General features: G+C 71.9%; 26 protein-coding genes. 8 read left to right on the top strand and 18 right to left on the bottom strand.

Annotation, left to right across the window (positions count from 1 at the left end; all coding sequences use genetic code 11):
• Positions 1–443: 443 nt before the first annotated feature.
• The 14 genes from ACFV0T_RS40550 to ACFV0T_RS40485 all read right to left on the bottom strand — a co-directional run bounded on the left by ACFV0T_RS40550 (position 444) and on the right by ACFV0T_RS40485 (position 11,280).
• Positions 444–863 (bottom strand): plasmid mobilization protein, encoded by a 420-nt coding sequence (locus ACFV0T_RS40550; protein WP_385790309.1) that lies wholly within the window; start codon positions 861–863, stop codon positions 444–446.
• A 283-nt stretch (positions 864–1,146) separates the two neighbouring features.
• Positions 1,147–1,503 (bottom strand): hypothetical protein, encoded by a 357-nt coding sequence (locus ACFV0T_RS40545; RefSeq protein ID WP_385790307.1) that lies wholly within the window; start codon positions 1,501–1,503, stop codon positions 1,147–1,149.
• Entirely contained in the window at positions 1,500–1,727 is a 228-nt protein-coding gene (locus ACFV0T_RS40540) for a hypothetical protein (protein ID WP_385790305.1), read from the bottom strand. The genes ACFV0T_RS40545 and ACFV0T_RS40540 overlap by 4 nt, the downstream gene beginning before the upstream one ends.
• Positions 1,728–1,751: 24 nt before the next feature.
• Complete coding sequence (locus tag ACFV0T_RS40535) at positions 1,752–2,204, bottom strand: Pycsar system effector family protein (protein ID WP_385790303.1); 453 nt, start codon at positions 2,202–2,204, stop codon at positions 1,752–1,754.
• A 17-nt stretch (positions 2,205–2,221) separates the two neighbouring features.
• The gene (locus ACFV0T_RS40530) at positions 2,222–2,710 is read right to left on the bottom strand and encodes a hypothetical protein (RefSeq protein WP_385790301.1); all 489 of its coding nucleotides are present in this window, start codon (positions 2,708–2,710) and stop codon (positions 2,222–2,224) included.
• Between the two features lie 155 nt (positions 2,711–2,865).
• Positions 2,866–4,257, bottom strand: coding sequence for a transfer protein (locus ACFV0T_RS40525; protein WP_385790299.1), 1,392 nt, complete (start codon positions 4,255–4,257; stop codon positions 2,866–2,868).
• A complete protein-coding gene (locus ACFV0T_RS40520; protein WP_385790297.1) occupies positions 4,257–5,072 on the bottom strand; it encodes a hypothetical protein in 816 nt (271 codons plus the stop codon). Before ACFV0T_RS40520 ends, ACFV0T_RS40525 begins: the two co-directional genes overlap by 1 nt.
• A gap of 86 nt (positions 5,073–5,158) precedes the next feature.
• The gene (locus ACFV0T_RS40515; RefSeq protein ID WP_385790295.1) at positions 5,159–5,569 is read right to left on the bottom strand and encodes a hypothetical protein; all 411 of its coding nucleotides are present in this window, start codon (positions 5,567–5,569) and stop codon (positions 5,159–5,161) included.
• Between the two features lie 2 nt (positions 5,570–5,571).
• On the bottom strand, positions 5,572–7,746 hold the full coding sequence (locus ACFV0T_RS40510; protein WP_385790293.1) for a hypothetical protein: 2,175 nt from the start codon (positions 7,744–7,746) through the stop codon (positions 5,572–5,574).
• Positions 7,747–8,061: 315 nt separating this feature from the next.
• The gene (locus tag ACFV0T_RS40505; protein ID WP_200737906.1) at positions 8,062–8,283 is read right to left on the bottom strand and encodes a hypothetical protein; all 222 of its coding nucleotides are present in this window, start codon (positions 8,281–8,283) and stop codon (positions 8,062–8,064) included.
• Positions 8,284–8,285: 2 nt separating this feature from the next.
• On the bottom strand, positions 8,286–8,759 hold the full coding sequence (locus tag ACFV0T_RS40500; protein ID WP_385790290.1) for a hypothetical protein: 474 nt from the start codon (positions 8,757–8,759) through the stop codon (positions 8,286–8,288).
• A 115-nt stretch (positions 8,760–8,874) separates the two neighbouring features.
• Positions 8,875–10,446 (bottom strand): DUF2637 domain-containing protein, encoded by a 1,572-nt coding sequence (locus ACFV0T_RS40495; RefSeq protein ID WP_385790288.1) that lies wholly within the window; start codon positions 10,444–10,446, stop codon positions 8,875–8,877.
• Positions 10,447–10,639: 193 nt separating this feature from the next.
• The gene (locus tag ACFV0T_RS40490) at positions 10,640–10,933 is read right to left on the bottom strand and encodes a hypothetical protein (protein ID WP_385790286.1); all 294 of its coding nucleotides are present in this window, start codon (positions 10,931–10,933) and stop codon (positions 10,640–10,642) included.
• Positions 10,930–11,280, bottom strand: coding sequence for an RNA polymerase sigma factor (locus tag ACFV0T_RS40485; RefSeq protein ID WP_385790284.1), 351 nt, complete (start codon positions 11,278–11,280; stop codon positions 10,930–10,932). The genes ACFV0T_RS40490 and ACFV0T_RS40485 overlap by 4 nt, the downstream gene beginning before the upstream one ends.
• Positions 11,281–11,792: 512 nt before the next feature.
• Between ACFV0T_RS40485 and ACFV0T_RS40480 the strand changes: the two genes are divergently transcribed.
• The 6 genes from ACFV0T_RS40480 to ACFV0T_RS40455 all read left to right on the top strand — a co-directional run bounded on the left by ACFV0T_RS40480 (position 11,793) and on the right by ACFV0T_RS40455 (position 17,589).
• Entirely contained in the window at positions 11,793–12,590 is a 798-nt protein-coding gene (locus tag ACFV0T_RS40480) for a GntR family transcriptional regulator (RefSeq protein ID WP_385790283.1), read from the top strand.
• A gap of 44 nt (positions 12,591–12,634) precedes the next feature.
• Entirely contained in the window at positions 12,635–13,192 is a 558-nt protein-coding gene (locus ACFV0T_RS40475) for a UTRA domain-containing protein (RefSeq protein ID WP_385790281.1), read from the top strand.
• A 32-nt stretch (positions 13,193–13,224) separates the two neighbouring features.
• Entirely contained in the window at positions 13,225–14,118 is an 894-nt protein-coding gene (locus ACFV0T_RS40470) for a bifunctional DNA primase/polymerase (protein ID WP_385790279.1), read from the top strand.
• A 211-nt stretch (positions 14,119–14,329) separates the two neighbouring features.
• Complete coding sequence (locus ACFV0T_RS40465) at positions 14,330–15,895, top strand: hypothetical protein (RefSeq protein WP_385790277.1); 1,566 nt, start codon at positions 14,330–14,332, stop codon at positions 15,893–15,895.
• Between the two features lie 621 nt (positions 15,896–16,516).
• The gene (locus ACFV0T_RS40460; RefSeq protein ID WP_385790275.1) at positions 16,517–17,320 is read left to right on the top strand and encodes a ParA family protein; all 804 of its coding nucleotides are present in this window, start codon (positions 16,517–16,519) and stop codon (positions 17,318–17,320) included.
• Entirely contained in the window at positions 17,320–17,589 is a 270-nt protein-coding gene (locus tag ACFV0T_RS40455; RefSeq protein ID WP_385790273.1) for a hypothetical protein, read from the top strand. Before ACFV0T_RS40460 ends, ACFV0T_RS40455 begins: the two co-directional genes overlap by 1 nt.
• A gap of 108 nt (positions 17,590–17,697) precedes the next feature.
• On the opposite strand, the gene ACFV0T_RS40450 is transcribed toward ACFV0T_RS40455, so the two are convergent.
• From ACFV0T_RS40450 to ACFV0T_RS40435, 4 genes are all read right to left on the bottom strand, one after another.
• Positions 17,698–18,426: a bifunctional DNA primase/polymerase gene (locus tag ACFV0T_RS40450; protein WP_385790272.1), complete on the bottom strand. Its 729-nt coding sequence runs from the start codon at positions 18,424–18,426 to the stop codon at positions 17,698–17,700.
• On the bottom strand, positions 18,423–18,866 hold the full coding sequence (locus ACFV0T_RS40445; RefSeq protein ID WP_385790270.1) for a hypothetical protein: 444 nt from the start codon (positions 18,864–18,866) through the stop codon (positions 18,423–18,425). Before ACFV0T_RS40445 ends, ACFV0T_RS40450 begins: the two co-directional genes overlap by 4 nt.
• 208 nt (positions 18,867–19,074) lie before the next feature.
• Positions 19,075–20,007 (bottom strand): recombinase family protein, encoded by a 933-nt coding sequence (locus ACFV0T_RS40440; RefSeq protein WP_385790268.1) that lies wholly within the window; start codon positions 20,005–20,007, stop codon positions 19,075–19,077.
• Positions 20,004–20,399 carry a hypothetical protein gene (locus tag ACFV0T_RS40435; RefSeq protein ID WP_385790266.1) on the bottom strand — a complete coding sequence of 132 codons (396 nt, stop codon included), beginning with the start codon at positions 20,397–20,399 and terminating at the stop codon, positions 20,004–20,006. Before ACFV0T_RS40435 ends, ACFV0T_RS40440 begins: the two co-directional genes overlap by 4 nt.
• A 1,009-nt stretch (positions 20,400–21,408) precedes the next feature.
• Between ACFV0T_RS40435 and ACFV0T_RS40430 the strand changes: the two genes are divergently transcribed.
• Together ACFV0T_RS40430 and ACFV0T_RS40425 are read left to right on the top strand one after the other, a co-directional pair.
• Positions 21,409–22,047: a hypothetical protein gene (locus ACFV0T_RS40430; RefSeq protein WP_385790264.1), complete on the top strand. Its 639-nt coding sequence runs from the start codon at positions 21,409–21,411 to the stop codon at positions 22,045–22,047.
• A gap of 1,064 nt (positions 22,048–23,111) precedes the next feature.
• Entirely contained in the window at positions 23,112–23,861 is a 750-nt protein-coding gene (locus ACFV0T_RS40425) for a hypothetical protein (protein ID WP_385790262.1), read from the top strand.
• The last annotated feature ends 326 nt before the right edge of the window (positions 23,862–24,187 follow it).

Here is a 24,187-nt window from a genome sequence, read left to right as displayed (position 1 = left end):
CGCCGACTACTTCCCTGGGGAGACCTCCGGCGAGCCGGGCGGACCGTAATGCAAGAGGTGTGACCGGATCAGCCGTGCCGTAATGCATGAGGTGTGACCGTTCTGGTCGTGCGTGAGGACGGTCGGTCGGTCGTACGGAACGTGCCGTCGGGTCGTGATGCATAGGTGTGGGCGATCGTCTGCCGGTGCGGCACGTCTTATGGGGCGGCGGGTTCGACGTCGTCGTGCTCTTGGTGGTGCTCGCCGCGGTACGTCATCTCGGTGACGTACGGGCGCGAGGGAAGACGTACGCGCGGGCGCGGCCGGGCCGGAGCGAGGAACCACGGGGGCGGTGCCGAACGGCGCGCACCGGGGTGCACCACGACGATGCCGGACCGCGCCGGGCGGTGCCGACCGGAGCGGGGGCCTGGGGGCCGGCGAAGGCCACCAGCGGCCACCGGCGGTCAGTCACGGCGACGGCGCCGCCGCATGTTCACGACGGTCGCCTCGTCCATCCGCCGGACCGCCGCCTCGACGCGTTCGAGCACGGCGTGCAGCTGCTCGTCGGTGACGTCGCCGCCGGCGTTCCGCGTCCGGGCGAGCTGGTTGAGGTTGTTGCCGATCCGGGTTAGCGCGGTCCGCGCCTCCAGCAGCTCGCGCAGCTCGTCGCGGGTCGTCGGCGGGATCGGCGTCAGGGTGCCCATGGCGACCGCCACGACGGTGCGCGCGGCGTACCCGGCCGGGGTGAGCCGGGCGAGCGTGGCACCGGCCTGGACGGCTGCCATCTCGTCGTCACCGAGGCGCAGGGAGACGCGGTGCTCGCGCGGTTCGTCGTTGCGGCGCGTGCGCCGCCTGGTCTCGCCGAACACCCGCTGCTTGCGCACGCCGCCCCCTCGAAAACCCCCGGTCCGTCCCCGGACCAACCGATGGCCGCTGACCGGCCGTCGGCGCATACGGTAACCGTATGCACTAACTTGCTGCCCCCATCTACCGCCCGCCGCCGACGTGCCGGTGCGTCCCACCGGGCGTGGGCGACGCCGGGCCGAAGGCCCGTAACAGGCGTGGGCGAAGCCCTCGTCATTCGTCCCTCCCCCGGAACGCAGAAAGGCCCCCGGCTCGTCTCGCGGGGAGACGGGCCGGGGGCCTCGGTGGTGGTGCGCGGTGGTGCTACGCGGCCTCGATCCGCCACTCCCACGGTTCGCCGGATTCGGCGGCGCGGGTGGCGGCCTCGGCCAGGGCGTGGGCGACGGCGGACTCCTTCGCCCGCACGAAGCGGTGGCGCGCGAGCTTGAGCAGCAGCACGGCGACTTCGGCGGCCTGGCCGGGCGTCATCGTGCCGCCCTCGCCAGGGTTGGACAGCAGCAGCACGACCGGGCCGCGCTCGTCGTACAGCAGGCAGCCCTCGGCGTACCCGGCCAGGCTCGTCAGCGACTTCAGGGTGTGCCGGTCCTCGCCGAAGAAGTCGCTGCCGTGGGAGGTGACGACGTGCGCCTCGGCGTCGTTGATGGCGTGCTTGCGGGTCATCGCGGCGGCTCCACGGTCACGGTGGCGGGCTGCGTGTACGCGGGCGCCGGCGGCCGGGCCGCGGTGCCGTCGGCGTTGGCCGTGCCGATCCAGTACGCGGCGATCAGGGCGACCGCGGTGAGGACCCAGCGCCGGGCCCGCGCCCGCAGGAACGGCGCGGCCGAAGCCGGTGCGGCGGGCGCGAGGGTGACGGTCCACTGGGTGGGCTCGTTCGGTAACGACATCTCGGTCTCCGTGTTCGGCGGCGGTCAGATCAGGGCGGTCAGGAGCGCGGCGGCCAGGGCCACGAGGGCGACGGCGGTGATGTCGCCCGCCAGGCGCAGGCCCGCGTACTTGCGGCGGGCGATCTGGGAGAGCAGGACGACGTGGGCCGCGCGGTCGTCCGGCGCATCGAGGTCGGCGAGCAACTCGTCGCTGGTGCACAGCGACCAGTAGAGGAACGAGCCGCGGGCGTGCCCGGCCAGGCGCGGCCGTACGACGATCAGCACGACGAGCATGGCGGCGACCAGGCCGACGGTGCCGGTGGCGACGAACACGGCGGACAGGCCCGGTAACGGCTTGCCGGGTACGGCGGCCACGAGCGCGGCCAGCGGCAGCGAGAACGCGGTGAGCAGGACGCCCGACTTGGCGTCGGTCCGGCTGATCTCGGCGAGCACCGTGGTGGTCGCGGCGTCCAGGCGGGCGTCGATGTCCTTGGGCATGAGCGGGTCCTTCCGGGTCAGCGGACGTCGTTGCGGTTCTTGGCGAACAGGCCCTTGGTGGTGCTGGAGACCGTGGTGCTCTCCTGCTTCACCGGGCCGTTGTAGTGGTGGTGGTGCTCGGTGTGCGCGTCGGCCTTCGCGCGGCCGGCGGACCGGATGAGCGAGCCGACGGCGAGGACCAGGGCGACGGGCCCGGCTCCGGCGACGGCGAGCGTCGTCGGGTCGACCTGCCCGAGCGTGAACAGCACGAGCGAGGTGGCGCCGCCCACGGACAGGGCCGCGACGCTGCCGGAGAGCATCAGGGCGCTGACGTCCGTGGCGCGCTGCGACATCGGCGGCCGTCCCTCCTGCGCGACCGGCGGCGTCGGCCCGTACGCGGGGACCGGCGTCTCGTCGCGGTACGACGTCGGCCGGTACGCCGCGTCGATGAGCTGGCGGGCGCGGGCCTCGGCCTCGATGTCGCTCATCGGGCGGTCGGCGGCCTGGCGGTCGGTGTTGTGCTCCACGGGGGTACTCCTTCGTCATGGCACTGCGGGGGAAGGGGCCGGGGCCCGGAGGGCGGATCTCCAGGGCCCCGGCATGCTGGCTGGCTAACGTGCTGGCGTGCTGGCCTGCGGGCGTGCTGGCATGCCCGCAGGGTCTGCTGTGCTGCTGCGCGGAGTCAGTCCGCGGGGATGGGGACGATGAGCTGGGTCCCGTCGGGGCGGGCGAGCTGGCCCTTGGCGCGCATGCTGCTGACGGTGGTCAGCACGGAACCGCGGCGGATCTGGCGGCCGCCGTCGGCGTTGAGCGCGGCGACGAGGTCGACGGCGGCCAGCCCGTCCGCCGGCAGCACCGCGAGGATCCGCTGGGCGGTCGACATCGTGGCGGCGCCGGGTTCGGGCTCCGGCTCGGGCCCCGCGCCCACGATGCCCTCCTCGGGGCCCCCACCGGCCGTCTGACGCTCTTTCGCCGTCATGTGGGCCTCCAGGTCGATCACCTCGCCGGGAGGGGCGTAGTCGCCGTACAGATCGAGGATCACCGGGTCGTAGCCGGTGCACGGCTCGACGCTCCCGACGACGTAGGTGCGGGCCATGCTCGTGGGGCGGATCCCCGTGAGGTGGTAGAGCATCCCCTGCGAGTTCACGTCGTCCTCGTCGTCGGCCCGCTGCTCGTTGTAGCGGCGGATTCGGCGGACCTGGCCGACGACCTTGGGGATCGGCTGGAGGGACTCGCCCCGGGGGAGGAGGCCGTCGCTGACGAGCTGCTGCATCATGGCGCTGGACCAGCGCAGGAGGATGACCTCGCCTTCCTTGAGCATGCCTCGGAGGGTGTCGCTGCCCCCGAGTTCGTCCAGGTGCCCGGCCTGCGCGGCGATGATGATGCCGACGCCCACCGACCTGCCGGTCCTGCCCAGCTCCTTGATGAGCAGGGCGGCTTCCTCGCGGAACGGGGCGCCCTTCTCCAGCAGCCGGTTGGCCTCGTCGACGATCCCGTACATCAGCGGGTCCGGGTCGTCCTTGACGAAGCCCGAGCGGCCCATCTCCGCGTACGCGTCCATGCGGCGCTCGGCCTCGGCGACCAGGCCCCGCAGCATCAGGATCGCCTCGTACTGCGTGGTGACCCGGGTGGCCACGTTGCCCTTGGCCTCGGGCACCGACTGGCCGTGCTTCAGGTCCGCGAGGTGGACGACGATGCCGGACGCCTTGCAGGCGACCAGGATCGCCTGGACAAGCCTGGACTTCCCGGCGCCGGTCGTCCCGAAGACGGCCCCGCGCTGGGCGTTGCCGGTCTTCGGGTCGAACAGGCGGAAGCGCAACGGCGATCCGTCGAAGTAGGTCCCGAGCGTGATCCGCCCGCGCCCGTCCAGCACCAGGTCGTCCACGCTCACCGCCCGGACGCCCATCAGCGGGTTCGAGGGGTAGACCCTGACGATCGCCTGGCGGCCGACGCCCTGCTCGAAGATGACCCGGCTGTAGTCCTCGACCTCCAGCAGGTCGCACAGCGCCTCGTGGTCGTAGCGCTTGACCCCGCCCGGCGGGGTCTTCAGCACGTACTCGCGTACGTCCAGCATCAGGTCAGCTCCTTGTGGACTTCGTACGTGTTGGCCTCGATCAGCTCGACGCCCGGCATCGCGGTGGCGGCGATCTGTGCCCACACCTCCGCGTCGCTGTCGCCCGGTCCCTCCGCCTCGGGCTCGGCCACCGGGCGTTGCCCGAGGACCAGGAGCCGGACGCCGGCGCCGCGTCCGGGCACCGGGCCGATGTCGATCAGGTCCTCGGGCAGGTCCAGCTCGGCGGACAGGCCGGGCTTGGAGATCTCGGGCACGGGCTGTCCGCGCTTCTGGGCGCCGATGACGAGCGCGAGGCACTGCTCGCTCACCTGCTGGTGCTGCAGGAGCACGGTGCCGGGGGCGACGCCGCCCTCGATGGCGAACCGCTCGCCCCACCAACGGGCCTGCGGGCTGTCGTAGCTGGGGGCCGCCGGTTCGACCGGCGCTTCCTCGGCCTTCTCGGCTTCGGCGAGCGCCTGGGCCAGGGCCTCGTCGGTGAACTCGCGGGCCGTGAGCCCCGGGCGCAGGAGCCAGGTGGCTCCGGTCCACAGCGCCACAGCCGCGGCCTGCACGAGGAAGGACACCGGCCCGTCGGGGGCCAGGCGCTCGCCGACCAGCAGCGCCGCGCAGCCCGCGTGCGGGGCGGCGTAGATCGAGATGGCCGTCCAGCGCACCGAGGCGGGGGCACGCAGGACTTTGGGGTTCACCGCCAGGCCGACGCCGGCGGCGGCGACAGCGGCGAGGGTTCCGGGGAGGGTGACGGCGTCGTTGCCCAGTCCCCCGGTGAGGACGACGGCTCCGGCGACGGTGGCGGCTCGGCCGACCGTCGCACGCACGCGAGCGAGCATGGGGAAGTACCTCCAGAAACGGGCGGGGCGGCCGGGCCATGAAGGCTCCGGCCGCCCCGTACGGGGGGAGAGGGTCAGCGGTTGCTGTAGTACGTGCGGTCGGTGTCCTTGCCCGCCATCAGCTCGGCCACGGGCCCGTAGTCGGCCTCGTGGCCCTCCTTGGCCGCCTTGAAGTCGGCGGCCATCTCGGCGGCCTCGTTGGCGAGCGACTCGGCGTCGGCCAGGACGCCGCGCATCACCCCGGCCGCGTCGCGGTGGGCGTTGACCACCTCGCCCTCGACCCACAGGGTGCTGGCCGTGTCGGCGAGCATGTCCACCGACCGGGCGCAGTCCTCGACGTAGTTGTACGCGCCGCGCACCGCCTCGCTCAGCGCGAACATGGCGATCGAGGCCATGCCCAGCTTGGCGGTGGCGACCGTGTACGTGATGCCGTCGGAGACCAGCTCGACGACCTTCGAGCCGACGCGTGCGAGATCCATTCCCATGGCTACTCCTTGTGGTACGAGGCGTCGGCGGGCGCGGTGTGGCCCATGTCGCGGACCTTGTCGGCGGCGGGCTTGTCGTAGGCGGCAGCGAGCTGCCCGGCGTGGGCGATGGCCTCGGCGGCCCGGGGCAGGCCCCCGGCGACCGCCTGCGCCTTGGACTCCACGACCCCGGCCCGCTCGATCAGCCGGGTGCACCAGCCGACGAAGACGCCGGGCACCGACTTGGCGATCAGCTCGGCGCGCATCTCCTCGATCGCGCCAGCCAGGCGGTCGCACCGGTCGGCGACGAGCCTGGCGTGCTCGGCGCCCGCCATGATCTCCTCGGCCTGGTCCTCGTCCGCCTCGATGACGTCGTAGACGGTGAGGTCGGAGTCGGTGAACTGCGTATCCCGTACGGGTGCAGGCGATCCCATGGGCGGCGCCCCTTTCCGTGGTCCTGGCACCCCGCCGGACGGCGCGGGCGGTGCTGCGGGTCCTCCTGATCCCCCCGGAAAGCACGGGCCGGGAACCAGCCCCTTCGGCTTCGGCCTGGGCTTCGGCTTGGGCTCCTGGTCCAGCCGTTCGAGCGTCACGGAGTACGTGGCGTTCATCCCGGGCGGGGGCCGCAGCCACGCACCGTCCGCCTGCGGGGCCTGCGGGGGCGGGGGCTGCTGGCTGCGGTTACTGCGTGAACGCGACCCGGGCCGCGAGCCTGTCGGGCCGGGCGGCGGCTGCTTGGCCTTCTTGTTCTTGCGCCCGGCCTTCGGCGGCTTCGGGGGCCGGGGCGGCACGGTGGTCGTCGGCCCCGGCGGCGGAGCTGTCGGACGCGGCGGCACCGTAGGCCGCGGCGGCGGCGGGGGCGCGGTCGGCGGTGTCGACGTGGGCCGCGTCGCCTTCTTGAGGTTGACCTTCGGCCTCGACGGCGGGGGTGAGGCCGGCGGGGCGGTCGGAGGCGTCTTCGGGGCCTTCGTCAGACTGACCTTCGGCCCGGCCGGAGCGGCCGATGGCTTCTTCGGAGCCTTCGTCAGGCTGACCTTGGGCCCGGCCGGGGCCGCCGACGCCTTCTTCTTGGCCCGGGTCAGTACGGGCGAGGCCAGGCTCTTGCGCCGCCTCTCCAGCCGCCTCCCGGCACCTTCCGCCAGCGACTGCCCCAGGGTCGTACGGGCCTCGGCCTCGGTCTTCCGCTGCTTCCTGGCCTTGTCCTTGGCCTTGGCCTTCTCCTTGAGGCGGCGATTGCGGATCTTGTCCTTCACCGCCTGTCCGCTGTCCCGGCTGCGGTTGCGCCTCTCGCGGTCGGCGTCTTGGTCCTTCGCCCGGGTTTCCAGCCGTGCCGACTGCCGGTCCGCCTTGCGCTGGGCCTTCGCGCCCTGCCGGGCGGCGGCCCGCTCCTGACGGCCTCGGGCCCGCTCCATGGACGGGCTGGAGGGGCTGGAGCTGGGCGACTTGCCGCCGCTGGGGCTCTTGAGCCCTTTGCCGGAGCCGTCCTTGCCCTTGCCGCCCCCGGTGGACCCGGACGGGCCGCTCTTGCCGGAGCTGCCCTTCCCGCCGGCCCCCAACGAGCCGGTGCCCGTCGACGACTTGCCGCCCGACCCCGGCTTCCCGGTGCCGGTCGACCCGCTGCCGGTCGACGTCTTGCCGCTCCCGGCGGACCCGCCCTTACCCGGGCTGCCCTTGCCGTGACCGGTGGAGCCGCTGCCCGTGGAGCCGGACTTCGTACCGCGTCCGCCCCCGGCACCGGAGCCCTTGCCGCCCGACGATCCGCCGCCACCGCCCTTGGAGCCGCCGCTCCCGCCCTTGGAGCCGCCGTCGGTCAGCGACTTGAGGCGGCCCTTGGCGCGGGCCTTCTCCGCGTCGCCGCCGATCTGCGCCAGGGCGGCCTCGTGCTCAGCACGGTTCTTGACCTTCTCGGCCTTCGCCTTCGCGGTCGCCTGCCGTACGGGGGCCAGGTCCTGGAACTGCTGGCGGCGGTCGGCGAGCCAGCCGGTCATGCCGCGCAGGGCGGCGACCGCCGTGCCGATGGCCAGGACCATCGCGGCCCGGCCCGAGCCCCTGACCCCTCCGGCCGCGACGCCGCCGGACTGGAGCGCGGCCGGAACCTGCGGCGAAGCCGCGCCGGGCACCGCGGGGACGGGCGGCGGCGGGACCGCCGGCGCCGGGAGGACCAGCGGCGGGTGGGCCAGCCCCGCCGGGGTGGGCACCGCCGCCGGGGCCGCAGCGGGCCCCGGGGGGACGGGCGGCGCCGTCGGGGGCGGGGGCACCGCAGCCGGAGGCGGTGGCGGAGGAGGCGGTGGAGGGGGTGCCACGGTCCCCACCGGACGGATCGGGATCACCTGGCCGCCGCCGCCGTTGCTGTTGCCGTTGCTCATCGAATTCTCCCGGAAGAGGGTTGACAGACGGTGACCGCCTCGCGTACGCGCGCACGTGCCCGTGCGCCCGTGTGCCCGTGCCTCCGCATTACGCGAGGGCGAGGCGGTCACCGCCTGGATTGACCGGTGGATTGATTGACCCGGTGGTCACTGCTCGTAGCGGGAGACCCAGTTCGCGATGCTCCGGGAGAGGTCGTTCCACACGTCCTCATCCCCGGCCTTCTCGCGGGTCGCGGCGACCGCACGGGCTCGCTCCATCCACGACTCGGCCAGGCCGCGCGGACCGCGTACGGCCCGCTCGGCCTGGCGCTGCTCGAAGTGCGCCCGGCGGTTGGCCGCCTGACGCTCGGCCTTGGTCTGCGCAGCCACCGTCAGGCCCCCTTCCGCAGCCCGTCGAACACGTCACCGAACTCGTCGCGCTGCACCGGAACCCCGCTGGCGGGTGCCGACTCGATCGCCTCGGGCTGCCCGGACTTGGCCAGCTCCTTCCGCCGGCGCTTCGCCTCGCGCTTCTGCGGCAGCTCCTCGTACGACTTCTGGAGCCGGGCGTTGAAGCTGATCAGGTCGCTGATCACCTGCTCGACGTCGTCGGCCGCCTTGAACAGCGGCTTGCCGACGTGCCAGGCCCGGAGCTTGGCCTGACCGGGGAAGTCGCCCTCGATGGACTCCATCTCCTTCAGCTCCGCCTCCATCTCGCGCGCCAGGCGCCGCAGGTCGTCGGCCAGCGGCAGGAGCTGCGCCCGGCGCTGCTCCAGGTGGATGGCCCGGGTCACGGGCGACAGGAGGTGATCGGAAGTCCACTTCTCGGCGGAACTCATGTGTTTCTCCTCTACCGTTGTGGTCATGACCAGGGCGGTTCCTTCGTCCTGGTCGTGTGGTGACTGCTTCCGGCAGTCGCGACGAAGGCCAGCCCGGTTCCTTCGGGCTGGCCTTCATCGGTGGTGCCGGCGGGCGGGTCGTTCACGCCTCCGTGCGCGAGCGGACGTCCGGGTCGAACTCCGGGTAGCCGCCCTTGATGAGCGCGACCGCCTCGGTCCGGTGCTCGGACGCAGTGCCCTCGGACTTCACGCCGATGGCCGCCGCAAGCTCCTGGTTGGTGACTTCGCGGTCTCCGGCCGCCACAAGCATCCGGGCCACGATCCGTACCCGGCGCTGGCGCTGGGAGAGGTCCGCGAAGTCCTCGGCTTCGGCCGCGCGAAGCAGAAGCTGGGCCGTCGCCTCGCGGGCTTCGGCCGCTCGCTTCTCGGCTTCGGCCGCTTTCGCCTGAGCTTCGGCCGCTCGGTGAACGGCTTCGAGCGCCTTCGCCTTCTCGGTCTCCGTCGTCGCCAGCGCGGTCATCTTCTCCGCGTTGGCTTCGGCCGCTCGCGCCTCGGCTTCGGCCGCTTCGGCGTTGGCTTCGGCCGCTCGCCTCTTGGCTTCGGCCGCTTCCCGGGACTCCATCGACTCGCTCAGCGAGGACGCCGCCCGAGCCTGCGCGTCGGCCCGCGCCTCCGCCTCCGCGACCGCCCCGCGGGCCTGGGCCCCGGCGACGCCCTGCGTGGCGCTCAGGTCCGCCGTCAGGCTCGCCATCTCCTTGCGGTGCGCCAGGCGCTCCTTCTCCGCCTGGTGCTCGGCCCGCTCCCGCTCCAGCTCCAGGTCACGGCCCCGCTTCTCGGCCTCCTGCTGGCGGCGCAGCTCCTCGCGCGCCATCCGGTCGGGCAGCGCCAGGGCCTCGTCCACGGTCAGACCGAAGGGCTCCAGCTTCTTGGGCAGCCGGGCCAGGGCCGCCTCGCTGCCCTCGTCCAGCCCCGCCTTGGCGATCTCCGCCTTGTACTCGTTCCAGGCGTCGAAGATGGCGCGGTCACGCAGCCTGCCCATCGCCTCGGCGTAGCCCTCACTCCACAGCTTCATCTGCTTGAAGATCCGCCAGGTGGGGCGGAAGGCCAGCACCCAGCGGTGACCGGGGATGGTGTCGTGGTCGGCGGGCAGCGCGGCCTGGTGGACCAGGATGCGGCGCCCCGCCTCGACCCCGATCACGAACAGGACCGGCATCAGGCCGTGGGACAGGGCCTTGTCGATGTGGTCCTTGATCGCGCCGAACGCGGCGGCGTTGAAGTACACGCTGGCCACGGTCATGACGTGCGCGAGGAACCGCAACAGGGGCCACGACGTGCGGATCGTCGCCATGAACAGGTCCAGCAGCAGGCAGGTGACGATCGCGACGTCCACGCCGATCGCGAAGAACTTCCCGTCCTCCACCGAGAACCCGAAGACCGTGTGCCCGGCCTTGCTGAGGTTCCCGAAGGAGAGGTAGAAGCCGATCGCGCCCATGACGCAGCCGCCGACGACCGCGGCGATGCCCAGTGCGATCTTCACCTTGCGGCTGACCTCCGGCATGCCGGTCTGCTCGTCCTCCTCCGAAGTGCCCGAAGCCTCGGCCGGAGTAGCCGAAGGGATCGGGCGAGTGCCCGAAGCGGCCTCGCGGAAGGTGGGGGGCGGGCCGGGCTCGTAGGGCGCCGGCACCTTGGCGGGCGGCTCGATCGTGGTCGTCATGCTCTCTCCATCCGAAGCGGTGCGGGGGGCGGGTCCGGAGCGGCCGAAGCGCTCCGAACCCGGGTGGCCAATGATCAGGTGCAGCTCGGACATGTCTGCGAGGGCGGGCCAGAGAACCAGCGGCTGCACTGGTTGCACTGCCACTCGCCCGCCGCGAGACGGGCCAGGAAGCGGACCGCCCGCCGGGCCGTCCTCATCCGGTGCACCGGCAGCGCCAGTACTCGCAGATCGGGCAGCGGTCGTTCCCGCCGGCCTTCAGCAGCCGGTCCGACGTCGTCCACACCGAGCCGACCGCGAAGGGCTGCCCGTCCTCGCGCCGCGTGTCGCGGACGACGACGGCGAACCGGGCGCTCTGGCGGTGCAGCAGCTCCCGGGCCCGCGCGGGGTCCGTCACCAGCTCCAGGACCTTGAAGGCCCCGTCGACGTTCTCGTAGATCGCGCCCTCGGTGCGGGGGCCGATCACCTGGGCCAGGGTCGGCGTCGTCATCGCACGGCCCCCGTCCCGATCGCCGCCAGCTCGGCGCACAGCCGGTCCAGCGGCCCGTCCTGCGGGTCCATCGCCATCTCCCGGCGGACCCGCGCGGAGCGGTAGTGCGCGTACACCCGGCGCCGAGCGAACACCGACAGCAGCCCGGCCGCGTTGCGGATCTCGTTGCCGCGCAGCAGGTACTGCCAGACCATCAGCCACACGTCCTGGGCGAGGTCCTCGGCGTACGCGGCCCGGTCCTCCAGGCGCAGCGTGCGGGCGACGATGTTGAGCACCCTGACGTGCTGGTTCGCGTAGATCTCAGCGAGGTCAGCGGCCAGGGCCTGGTCGTGGGTACCGTTCTTCACGGGTCGCACCTCCATGCGATCTGGGCCGCCAGGCCCGGCCGGTCCCGCGCTCCAACGCGGGGCCGGCCGAAGATGAAGAAGCCACCGGCGGCCGAAGAAGCGGCGTGATGCCGCAGTGCCCCGAGCCGGAATCGAACCGGCCAACCTCTTCCAAACAGGGCGCCAGCACCTTTTCCACCGGATCGCCGATGGGCGTAGGCAGGTGCTCCACCTCCCAGGCGTGCCACGGTGCCCGGACCCCTCGCCCCGATCTATCCCGGGACCCTTCGTCCGGACACGAGGCCAGGACGCCACCCGCCAGCCCAACTAGTTGAGTGGCGTGCGGGTCGATTAACCCACCTCTGCCAGCGGGTGTCAACACAACTAGCTGAGTACAAGCAGTTTGGATTTCTGACCTGCGGAAACACCCCTACAACACACCCGTGCGCGGCCCCAGCTTCCGATACTCAACTAGCTATGTCATGCTTGGCCGCCAACGAGGAACACCGACGAATCGAAAGGAGCGGGGGGCCGTGGCCAAGAAGGAGCCGGGGAAGATCGAGCGGATTGCTGCTGATCTGCGGGCGAAGATCGAGAACGGGAAGTACCCGCCCGGCGGCAAGCTGCCCAGCGTGTCCGAACTGCAGGCCGCTGAGGGGATCGCCTTCCAGACCGCCCGGGACGTCTTCCGGTCGCTGGAGCGGGACGGCCTGATCATCACCCGGCAGGGCAAGGGCTCGTTCGTCACCCCGTTCATCGGCAAGATCACTCGTGACGGAACCGGGCGCTACCAGCCCGCAGCCCGTTCCGAGGGCGGGGCCCGCGGCGCTTTCGAGGCGGAACTGAACCGGCTCGGGCTGGTCTACAAGCGGACCCCCACCGACATCGGCCGCGCTCGACCGCCCCGCGACGTCGCCGACGCCTTCGACCTGCACCACTCCGCGAAGGCGATCTACCGGACGCGAGCCATGAAGGCCGGGCGGGACAGCACCGACACCGACGAGGGCTTTGTCGTCCAGCTCGCGACCTCCTGGTTCCCCGTCGACATCGCTGGCGGGACGCCGATCGAGCAGCAGGACACCGGCGAGGGCGGCAGCAAGAACCGCCTGGCGGACCTCGGCTTCGCTCAGCGCCGCATCCGCGAATCCATCGAGGTTCGGTTCCCGACCTCGGAGGAGGCGGAGGCCCTGAGCATCCCGGAGGACCGGCAGGTGTACGAGCTGGTCCACCACGCCTCGACGGCGGAGGGCCGCGTCGTGGAAGTCGCCGTGCACGTCATGCCCGCGAACATCTGGCGGTTCTCGTACACCTGGGAGCTGGACGCCGACTGACGTCCTGCCCGTCCCACCCATCCATCACAACGAAGGAGAGCGAAATGCCCAGCAACACCATCGGCACCGACGGGACGATCACCCGGGACGCCCGGAGCCGGTACCGGCAGCGGGCAGAAGACGGTGCCCACGGGGCATTCGAGGCTGAGACCAAGCGCGCTGGCGGCAGCCCTCGCGCAGAGATCGACGTGGCTCGCGGCTCGGCTCCCGACGAGATCCGCGCCCACCTCGGCAACACCGAGGCGGAGGTCGTCATCCGGCGTCGTCGCATGTTCGACGGTGACCGTCTGGTCCAGCTCTGCGACACGTACATCCCGGCCTTCGTCGCGGAGGCCGCGCCCGACGTGGCTCAGCTCGACACCGGAGTGGGCGGGATCATCTCGCGCATGGCCGACGCCGGGCTGGCTCAGGCGGAGATCGTCGAGGACGTCACCCAGGAGCCCGCCAGCACCGAGCAGGCCGCCGCTCTCGGGGTAGAGCCCGGCTCCCTGCTGCTGACCATCACCCACGTCGGTCGCACCGAAGACGGCCGGACCGTCGAGGTGTCCAAGCACACCCTCGGCCCCGGCTGGACGCTGCGCTACGGCGTCCCCCTGAACTGATCTGACCAGGCCGGATGGGCGAGGAGGACTTCATGACGCACGACACCTCAGCAGGCGAGCACCTGCCGCAGGCCCTGGAGCTGGTGGCGCTCGGCGTGCCCGTGCTGCCGCTCCGCGAGGGCAAGGGTCCGTTCGGGAACTGCGCCGCGTGCGCCAAGAACGCGTGCGGCGGCAGGCCCAACATGAAGTCCGCCGGCGCCTGCTCGTGCCCGCGGCCGTGCCACGGCTGGGCCGCCGCCTCGACCTCCGCCGACGTCGTGACGTCGGCGGCCTGGGCGGCGGCCTGGCAGCGGGCCGGGGCCGTCGGCTACCACCCGGGCGGCACGGGAGTGACCGTGGTCGACCTCGACAACGCCGACGCGGTGGCCTGGGCCCGCGAGACCCTGCCCGCCACCCGGACCGTGGTCACGACGCGGGGCCAGCACTGGATCTACCTGGGCACGATGCAGTCCGCCAACGGCGTGCGCCCCGGCGTCGACATCAAGTCGCTCATGGCGTACGCCCGCTGGCTCGGCCCCGGCGAAGGCCGGATGATCCGACTGCCCGAGACGGTAACCGCCCTCCCCCGCTACGTGGTGCCAGCGGGGGCGGTGGCGTCTTCCCCGATGCCTCGGGCCTCCTGGACTCGGGCAGTCGCCACCGGGTGCCGTCACACCGAGCGGTACGTACGGACCGGCCTCGACAAGGGCGTCGCCATGGTCACAGGCCACCGCGAGCAGGGCGCCGCCAGCCAGGCGTTCGGCGTCGCGCGCTTCCTGGGCTCGCTCCACCAGGAGTGCCCCGGACCATGCGGCTTGGAGGCTCTGGGCGGGGAGATCGTGGCGGCGGCCGTCGGCGTCGGGGTCCCCGAGCCGTACGCCGTGCGGGCCGTCGATCGCGGCTTCGCCGAAGCGGGCATCCCGGTGCCCTCGACACAAATGGCCTGAGCTGCATAAACACGCTCAGCTAGGGTCAACCCACATCAGAAAAGCGAGTGGCCCGGCAGGTGGTTGCACACCTAAACCGGGCCGACTCTGGAAGCTTTCGAGCTGGGCCTGTTTCTCGACCCTCCCGCCTTCCTAGCTAGTCACCACTGTACGACACGGTGACCAGGCAGAGGAGACGGAAACAGGCTCAGCTCCCGAGAACGGAGCACACGTGAGCCACCCGTCCGACGACGGTCACCCGACCGACACCGTCCCCGCCGTACCCCAGCCGCGGGCTGAGGTTCGCGAGCGCGTCGTCATCGACGTCACCGACGAGCCGACCGGGGTCACCGAGGTGACCCGGGCGCTCCAGTCGGGCGCGATTGCCGACGTGTACCTGCGGGGCCGGCGGCCCGTGTGGATCGGCGAGGGGAACGACGGCCCCTTCATCGAGGAGATCTCGAAGGACGGCCTGACCCTCGCCCTGCACGAGCACGCCGAAGTCTTCAAGATGCGGAAGACCGGGCCCGCCCCCGTGCTTCTGCCTACGCGAGTCGCGGCCGTAGTGCTGGCACGCAACAACTGGAAGCTGCCCGCGCTCAAGGGGATCACCTCCGTTCCCCTGCTCAGCCCCGACGGTCGACTGCACCTCCGGGAGGGCTACAACCCGGCCACCGGCTGGTTCTACTCGCCCCGCATCCGTATCAAGGACGTTCCCGAGAACCCGACCCAGGAGCAAATCGCCGACGCCCAAGAACTGATCGTGGGCCGGATGCTGGGCGACTTCCCGTGGATGGCCGCCAGCGACCTCGCGCAGTTCGTCGGCTCCCTGTTCATCCCCCTGCTCCGCTCGATGATCCCGGACCCCACCCCGCTGTGGTGCATCACCGCGACCAACCCGGGCTCAGGCAAGTCGCTGCTCTCGCGGATCATGGGTGATCTCTTCGGGCTGAAGACGGCCTCTTGGGGCTCCGACAACGGCGAGCAGCGGAAGGTGATCACCTCCGTCCTGATGGAGTCCGGCCACCCCGTCACCGTCTTCGACAACGTGCCCTCCGGCCACACCCTGCGCTTCCCCGTGATGTCGGAGCTGATCACCTCGCAGATCTGGGGCGACCGCGTCCTCGGCAAGTCGGAGATGGCGAACATCCCGAACAACATGCTGTGGGTCGCCAACGGCAACAACCTCACCGTCGGCGACGACCTGGCCCGCCGCACAATCTGGGTCCGCCTCAACCCGGAGGTCCGACCCGACACCCGCGACCCCGCCGCCTTCGCGGCCGGCGACCTCAACGAGTGGCTCCAGCTCCACACCGCCGAAGTCCTTCATGCGCTCCTCACCCTGCTTTGCGGCTGGGTGTCGGCCGGGATGCCGAAGTCCAGCCATCACATGGCCTCCTTCGGAGCCTGGCCCCGGACCCTGGGCGGCATCCTGAACTGGATGTGCCTCCCCGGGTGGCTGGACGACCGCGAGGAGCAGATGGAGGACGCCGACGAGGACTCCATGGAGTGGGCCGCCTTCCTCTCCGTATGGCGCGACGAGCTGGGCACGAAGGAGTACACGTCCCAGAACCTGGTCGACTTCGCCTTCGCCTCCGCTACCGGGATGAGCGCCGCATCCTCGCTCAGCAAGGTGATGCCGACAAACGGCGACAAGATCCCGAACTCGAAGCAGCTCGGGAAGTGGCTGCGGGCGCGGCAGGGACGGTTCTTCAGCGGCTACCGCATCCTCGCCCGACGCGACGCCCGGCAGAAGATCAACTACTGGCGGGTGGAAGGCCCCCCGTCCGAGCAGTAGCCACTCCTCGGCATCGGCACCGCCCAAGGCCCGCACGGACACTCCGTGCGGGCCTTCGTCGTGCGTCCTGCGCGGAGTGCGGTGCAACCACTACCCGCACTGCCCGCACTACCCGTACTACCCGCAAAGTGCCAGCTCAGCGGCCTGCGGGTAGTCGCTCGCCCTCTACCCGCAGCGGGTAGTCACCCCCCGCTCTACCCGCACTGTCCGCCACGGGGTAGTGCGGGTAGTTGCGGGTAGTGCGATCTTGCCATCTGATCACTACCCGCAACACCTCTGACCTGTGGTTATGCGGGTAGTACGGGTAGTGCGGGTAGTTCTTTTAACTCTGTTGTTTCTGTTGCTATAGAGCAGTACTGGTTCCGGGGAGGAAGAAGCCACCCCGCGCGGGTAGTGCACTGCCCGCGCGGTCTGGCGTCGACCGCGGGGCGTGGCTTCTTCATCCACGAGCGACCGGTGGGGCACGACGGCCTGAGCTGCCGGTGTGCTGGCATGCTGGCCTGCCCGCAGGCTGGCACGCTGGCCCGTGGGCGTGTTGGCGCGTCTGCCCGCGGGCACGTTCGGCGCGCTGGCAAGCTGACGTGCTGACGGGGTCCCGGAAGAGTGGAGAGGGGCGAGGCGATGGCAGCCAGGCGTACGGCCGTGATCAACAACAGGGGCGGGGTGGGCAAGAGCGACCTCACGCTCCGGCTGGGCGCCGCCCTGGCGAAGCGGGGCCGGAAGGTGGGCCTGGTCGACTTCGACCCGCAGGGCAACCTCTCGCGCCGCGCCGGCTGGGTCTACAACGAGGCCGAACCGCAGATCACCGTGAGCGAGGCGGTGCAGTCCGACCGGGTCGGCGCGATGCGTCAGGTGTGGACCCCGGTGCAGTGGAAGGCGGAGTACGCGCAGCGCATGGTCCTCGCCCCGGCCTGGCTGGAGCTGGAGAACCGGTACGCCGAAGCGGGCCTCCCCGGCTCCCACCTCCGTCTCGCCCGCGTCCTCCAGGGCGCCGACGAGGACCTGGACGACGTCCTCATCGACTGCCCGCCGTCGCTGTTCCACCTGACGCAGATGGCGATGTCCGCCGCCGACGGGGTGCTGATCGTGACCCGAGCCGAGATCGACTCGATCCTCGGCGCGAAGCGCGTGCGGACCTTCATCGGCGAGAAGGCGCATGCCTTGCACGCCGACGACCTCCGGATCGACGGCGTGGTGGTCAACGACTACGAGCAGGGCAAGCCGCGGCAGCGCCAGCAGCTCGCCAGCGTCCGCCGGCTGTTCGGCGATCTGGTGTGGGAGCCGGTCATCGCCCGCCGCGAGGTCATCGCCAACGCGGCCAACGACTTCGTCCCGCTGGAAGACGCCAAGGGCTCCCAGCTCACCCAAGCGGTCGCCAGCTTCGAGCTGCTGGCCGACACCTACGAGAAGAGAAACACCGCCTGATGGCCCCCCGCCACAACTTCGAGACCCCCGACGACGTCACCGAGCCGCCCCTGACGCCGAACACCGGCGGGGTCAAGGTCGGCGCGGACCTCGGCCGACGCCCCCGGAAGGCGAGCGACTGGAAGTCCTTCTCCAGCTACCTCCCCGAAGACCTCCAGCGGCGGTTCCGGTCGGAGTGCGCACTGGCCGGGATCGAGGTCCGCCAGGGCCTGGACGAAGCCGTGCGGACCTGGCTGGACACCCGGCAGGCAGGCAAGTCCGCAGGCTGACACGCTGGCGGGCTGGCATGCTGGCACGTCAGCCCGCAGGCACACAGCCCTGAGCAGCGCAAAGAGCCCCGCACCGGTCAGGTGCGGGGCTCTCGTGCGTCCGGCGGGTCAGCGCTGCGGGGGCTGGAGGCGGTCCCCGATCCAGCCGGGCAGCGGCGCCACGGGCACGTCCCGGACGATGACGTACGGGCGCCCGCCGACGATCGAGCCGGGCCCGACGAGGTAGCCGCCGCTGCGGTGGCCGGGGCCGCGGACGTCGATCCCGGGCCCCAGCGGCGTACGGCCGCCGGAGGTGCTGCCGATGGTGCAGCCCATGGGCGCCCGGAAGTACAGGTGCCGGCCCCCGGACGGGGTGGCCACGGTGAACGTCTCGGGCACCGTCTCCCCGAGCCGGTCGGCCAGGGCGGCGAGCACGCCGGGTCCGTCTTCGTCGTCGTGGACATCGAGGTCCAGGGCGACGGCGCCGGAGGCCCGGCAGCCGATCCCGACCCCCCGCCCGGCGAGCAGCTCGGGCAGCCGCTCCGGCAGCAGGGTGGCTTGGAGCTGCCACCCGCGTTCGGGCACCCGGCCGCCGATCGGGAGGGGGAAGACGGCCAGGCCCCGGTCGATGGCGGCGCGGGCGGTGGCCAGGACCTGCGGGCACTCGGCGGACCAGTGCCAGAGCTGCGCGGGGTTGAGACGGTGCTCGGGGCAGTCGTCCAGCTCGCTGCCGCTGGCCACGGCCCCGCAGCCGACCTTGGGGCAGGTGCACGCGCGGAAGGCGGCGCCGCCGTACGGCCTGCCGTGCCGCTCGTACCCGCTCGCCGTGATGACGGCCTGGACGTCGCGGACGTTCACGCGGCCTCGTCCTCGTCGTCCTCGTAGCAGCAGCACTCGCCGTACGGGTCGCCGCCGCCGCCGGCCCCGCACTCCTGGCAGCCGTACGAGTTGTCGTCCTCGTCGTAGTCGCCGGTCGCGGCCCGCATCTCCTCGTGCCGCCACCCGGTGCACTGGTACTCGCAGCCGCAACCCTTGGCGCACTCGGGGCAGACCATGCCGTTCGTCCAGCCGCACCGGTCGCACAGGAGCTGGTTGCGCGGGTCGGCCTGCTCCTGGCGGAGGTAGTCGACGGCCTCCTTGTACGTGTTGATGTCCACGTACTCAGCCAGGTAGCGCTCCAGGGTCTCCCGCTCGTCGGCGTCGGGGTGGTCCATGAGCGCGATGGCGCAGGCGTGCCTGATGCCCAGCTCGTCCTTGAGGTCGGCCAGGTCCTTCTTGCGGGCGTGGTTCTTCGGCATCTCAAGCTCTCGTTTCCGCGGCTTGCGGTGATCCCAGACTCACCGGCCGCTCAAGAGCGAGACCAGCGAAGGCGTAGCGTGGAGAGGGTGGCTCGGCGCGGAGCACCTTCGGTGTTGCTCGTCCGGTCTGGGCCAGACGAACCGGGCCACGAGCCGGGCCCACGGCCGCAAGGACCGCAGACCCGACTGTAGCGAACGGCACCGACACTCAGGGCGTGATCCGCACGGACGTCACGCGATCGGAGTGGATGCGATGAGCCTTGCGGCCGGCGGGCGACTGCATGAGGGCGGTCGCGGAGTGCTCGATCATCGCCACGTGCACGCTGACCGGGGCGGTGACCCGCACCGAGTAGCCCTGCCCGCGCCGGATCGTCTGCCCGGCGGCGAGCGCCTGGCGGACCGCGTCGTCGGCGACGTCGACCAGGTGCTCGGCGACCAGGCCGGGCACGTCGACCACCACGACCGGATCGGCGGCCACCGCCTGGACGTCGTCGCCGACGTCCTCCTGGCCGTCACCGTCGAGCAGCTCGGACAGGTCGTCGGGCACCGCGCGGGCCCCGGCGGCATCGAGGACCCGGCGCACGGTCTTCGGGGCGATGTCGTACTGCCGGGCGAGCGCCTTCACGGCGGCGCCCTCGCGGAACGCCTCCACCAGCTCGACCACCTCGCCCTCGTCGAGCGCGGCCGGACGTCCGAGCGTCTTCCCGGCGGCCTCGGCCGCGGCGACGCCCTCCTTGGTGTTCTCGCTGATCATGTCGCGCTGGAACTCCAGCACGGCCGCGAGGACGCTCACCATCATCTTGGTGCCCGGGTCGTCCGAGGCGAGGTCGATCCCGGACAGCAGCCCCGACTCCACCCGCAGGTGCAGCCCGCGCCGGATGAGCACCGGCCGCAGGGCGATGATGTCCGCGACCGATCGGAACAGCCTCGCGGCGTCCGCGATGCGGATCGTGTCGCCGACGGCTGCCTCATCGAGCAGCTGCTTGAAGCCGGTGCGGTACAGCGACAGGACGCGGCTGGAGGTCGCCGGGTCCTCGTAGGCCGGGGCGCCGGCGGCGAGCAACGCCGTGAGGGCGTGCCGCTGCCGGGCGTCGGTCTGCTTGTCCGTCGAGTGCCGCAGGTACAGGCGGTCGGTGCTCACGCGTCGTCCTCGTCGTCCTCGAACTCCGGCATCCCCGTGGTGTCCAGGCCCATGGGGGAGCTGGCGTTGTGCATCCGCTGGACGGCGGCCGTCAGCGCGGCGGCGGCGGCCATCGCGTCGTCGCGGGCGGCCAGCAGCTCGGCCACCTTCGCGTCGGCGTCGCCGTTGCCGTCGATGCGCACCCGGCCGTGCTCGTAGGTGTGCGTCACCGGCCGGACCGACTGCTGGACGGCCTGCTCCAGCATCCCGGCCATGTAGGAGAGGTTCCCGAGGGCGCTGTACGCGTGGCTGGGGAACTCCCAGTCGCGGGCGACGGCGCGGGAGGTGTGGTTGAAGGTGCGGACGGCGTCGCCAGCCTCGGACAGGTGACGGGCCGGGTTGTTGTCGCTCATGGGGTTCCCCTCGGTTCGGCCGGGCCGGGATGGCGTCGGCGTCCGTTCACCACTCTAGGGGGGCGAAAAGGGGGGGCGCAAGTACGGAACGGATTCCAATGGATCGCAGCCGGTTCTAGGCCCGGTTTTCACCCGTTTGGGTGACTCGTCGGATTGGATCGGCTGCCGGGGGCGTAAACGACCGTTTCCGCCCCCCGCCCGGAATGGATCACCCGGACGTGCTGCCCGTGCTGCGGGCCGGTCGACAGATTCCCGCCCGCCCGGCGGGAGCGGCCCGGGTCCGAGCCGTGCACCCCTGGCGCCGCGCGGGGCCGGCGGGAAGGCTCGACGGGAGAGGCGGTCGGCCTGCCTGCCCGCTGGCATGCCAGCACGCTCGCCCGCCAGCGATTCCACGGCGGCACCCCCTTGACCACCCCCTTGTCCGGCAGGTGGTCAAGGGGGTCTGTGCCGTGGTTTCGAAGGTGGGCCCGCCGAAGATCAGGAATCGGCCTCGCAGGTTGCGGCGTCCGGCGCGTTCTCCGACCTCCGCGTGTGAGCGGACATCCGGAGCCGTCGCAGGGGCACACGCGGGCACACGGCGATTCCCGCAGGTGGACGGACCGCGTGGCGTCACTCGTGTGGCGTACGAGGCGTACAGGCGGGGACAGCCGTCTCCCACGGGAGACACGGGGCCGGCGGTCAGCTCCACCACCCGCGCCCGGAGGGCGCCCGCGGCTCCACCCCGGCCGGTGGCCCCGCCGGGGTGGCTTCTTCCCCCTCCACTGACCCCTGACTTGGAGACGAAGCAGCCACCCACCGCCCGACCCGCGAGCCGCTGACCTGCACCGTGTCCGGAAGGTCCGCGCAGTTTGGTCGGGCACTGCCTGCTGGACCTCGTGCACGACCTGGCGGCGGCCGTCGAGCCCGAGACGCAAGCGCGTGATCCTGCTATCTCGCGCGCGATGGGGCGGTCCCACAAGTCCCGCGAAGCCCGCGACGGTAGCGCCACCGGTCCGTACGGTCCGCCCCCATGACGACCACCAACGACACCGCGAAGTCCCCCGCCCGCCGCCGCCCGCGCCGCCGGGGCCGCCCCTCGCTCCTCACCCCGGCCGTGATGGACCTCCTCATCCGGGCGACCGCCGTGGGCCTGCCGATGACGCAGGCCGCCGACGCCGCCGGGGTCGGCCGCTCCACTTTCCTGCGCTGGATGAGCCGCGGCGAGGACGTCGTGGAGGAGAAGCAGCACGGCCACCTCGACGTGAACTCCCCCGACCCGCACGCCGCGCTGTACGCCAGGGTCACCCGCGCCCGCGCCGCGTCGGCCGTCCGCGCCACCGGCCACATCGAGGAGGCAGCCCGCGGCGCCGTCGTCTCCGAGACGTACCGGACGTGGACCGACCCCATCACCGGCGAGCACCGCAGCGAGCGACGCATCCGCCGGCGACCGGGCGACTGGCGCGCGTCGGCGTGGTTCCTCGACCGCCTCGACCCGAACCCGAAGTCGCTCGACGAGCTGCTCGACGAGGAGGACGCCCGGCAGCGCGCCCGCCAGGAGACGCCGATGGAACGCGCCCTCACCCCGCACCTCCAGGACCTCGCCGCCCGCCTCCAGCAGACGCTCGCGCAGTACGAGGAGAATCCCCCGGCCGCGCCCGGGGCGGAGTAGCTCGACGTCCTCCTGGTCCTCGATGTCGACGGGTCGGTACGCGTACCGGTCGACCAGGACCAGGGGAAGCCGAAGCCGCCGTCGGCACCGGGTCGGGAACGGCTGTCGGACTCCAAGGGGGTCCCGTACAGAAGTAGTCGGCGGCCCCGGCCCCCTTGACCACGCAGGTTGGCGGTGGGTCCGGCCGGATGACGAAGCGCCTTGCCAGACGCCCCGGGAAGCGCCCTGCCGGGCGTCCTGGCGTGCGCTCTGCGAAGCGCCCTGCGAGACGCCTGGGGCAAGTTGTACGGCAAGCCGTAGGGCCAGTTGTAGAGCAACTTGTACGGCCAGTTGTAGAGCAAGTTGTAGGGCAACCCCCCGGGCCCGCTGCATGGCCAACCCGGTCACAGCTCTTGCACTCCCGCCGGCCCCGAACCGTCCGCCTCCGTCACCTCCGCCGAACTCCCCCGCGTGACACTTCTTGCAACTCCGCTCACCACCCCCGCCCGAACTCCCCAATCCCTCCTGCAGAACTCCTTCCGACTCCTCCACTCACCACTTCAGTCCTCCAGTCCCCCGTCCCGACCTGTACCTCTGGAAACTCCGAGACCACCCCCTCCTAGGGACGACGCGAGGGGGTGGTCTCGGAGATGGAAGAGTGTTCGTGCAGGTCGGGACGGGGGACTGGAGGACCCCCAGTCACACCTGGTTTTACAGGTGGTTTTACACCCCGCCTTGAACTCCGGCCGCCCTCGGCCGGAAACCCGAAGAGTGTCTTCACGGATAACTTGCTCGACCCCGGGCGGGCGCGGGAGTACTACTCCCGCACCAACTTGCTCGCCCCGCCGGAGTGTCTGTTCCTCCACCTTGCTCGGGCCAGCGGCCGGTCTTCCCGCGCCCCCGCCCGAGCAACGTCCGCGATCGAGCACCTCTGGCACTTTTCCCCTGGCGGGGTTTCGTGGGGACGGAACCCGGCCCCCGACTCCGAGGGCCCGGGGTGCGATACACCTCTGGCACTTTTGGCCCGGCGGGTTTCGTGGGGACGCAACTCCGTGCGCTGCCCGGCTGCCTCGTAGGGTGCCGGGATGAGCACCAGCATGCCGCCCGAGCCGAACGAGAACGACGACCAGGAGCACGGCGACGTCGTCGCGAAGTACGAGACGGTGCGCGTTCGCGATCGTCTTGTGCAGCGCACCTGCGGGTGGTGCGCGGTCGTCCTGCGGTACGGCGGCGTCGGCCGGCCGCCCAAGTTCTGCTGCGACGACCACCGCAAGAGGTGGCACGAGCGGGAGAACGCGAAGAAGGCGCTGGGCCTCGACACGGCCGCGTCCGAGCCGGTTCGCGAGGTCATCGAGCGCACCGAGACCCGCGTCCGTACGGTCGTCCGCAAGGGCCCGACCGTGCTCCAGCCGGTGCCCGCGAGGCCCGACCCGCGTCAGGCCGACCTCCGCTTCCCCGGGTCGTTCGACGACTGGCGCACCATGCTGGCCTACCTCCGCGCCGACGCCCCGGAGCTGCGCGAGCACCCCCGCGCGGCCGAACTGCGGATGCAGTTGCGGCGGCTGGCGACCGAGGACTTCCCCGGCGCGTTCGAGTCCTCCCCGCCCCGCACGGTCGACGGCTGGTACTCGCACCTGCGGGTGCTGCTCGACGAAGTGCGCGCCGGCGCTCACAGCGCGGAGGACCGCCGGGCCCTCGCGAGCGTGTTCACGACCGTCGCCGAACAGCTCCGTGACGGCCAGGCCGCGCCCGCACCGGTCCCCGGACAGTCCACCGGCATCAGCCGGGCGGAGCGCCGCCGACGCGAACGGGACGCCCGCAAGGGGCGCGGCTGACCCGAGCGACCGGCGGAGTTTCGTCCGGACGGAACGGAGTTGCAAGAGATGTCAGGCCGCCCTCGGTCTGACTCTGCGGAACGGGGAAGCTACCCTTCCGCACCAACTTGCTCCGCGTGCGAACGGGCTACGACCGTCGTACGCGACAACTTGCTCGGCCCCGGGTTCCGTTACGGGTCCCCTTTGGAGTCCCGTTTGGGGTCCCGTACCGAGTCCCCTTTCGAGTCCCGTTTGGGGTCCCCTTCGACGTCGCCGCCCGCACGACAACCGCGCAGGTGGGAGCCGGTGAACAGGGCGGCAGAGCACGCCGACTACTTCCCTGGGGA

Origin of the sequence: Streptomyces sp. NPDC059582 (assembly GCF_042735715.1) — a bacterium.
Lineage (GTDB): Bacteria > Actinomycetota > Actinomycetes > Streptomycetales > Streptomycetaceae > Streptomyces.
Note: the sequence above shows the minus strand (reverse complement) of the source record. Positions and strands in the feature narration are given on the sequence as shown.